The 238-nt window shown below is 66.0% G+C and carries 1 protein-coding gene; it reads left to right on the top strand.

From position 1 onward, the window contains the following. A partial coding sequence (locus ACQG3P_RS23145; RefSeq protein WP_426806352.1) for a 2-oxo acid dehydrogenase subunit E2 occupies positions 1 to 238 on the top strand: 238 nt, incomplete at both ends.

Here is a 238-nt window from a genome sequence, read left to right as displayed (position 1 = left end):
GGTCAGCTTCACGCACCTCATAGGGTGGGCGATCATCCGCGCGCTCAAGGAGTTCCCGAGCCAGAACGTGTTCTACGCCGAGATCGACGGCAAGCCGTCCGTCGTCGCGCCGGCGCACGTGAACCTCGGCATCGCGATCGACCTTCCGAAGCCCGACGGCACGCGCGCCCTCCTGGTTCCCAGCATCAAGCGCGCCGATCAGCTGACGTTCGGCGAGTTCCTGGCGACGTACGAAGAC

It is taken from the genome of Stenotrophomonas sp. SrG, assembly GCF_050031795.1.
Classification (GTDB): Bacteria; Pseudomonadota; Gammaproteobacteria; order Xanthomonadales; family Xanthomonadaceae; genus Stenotrophomonas; species Stenotrophomonas rhizophila_A.
This window is presented reverse-complemented; position numbering and strand designations above follow the sequence as displayed.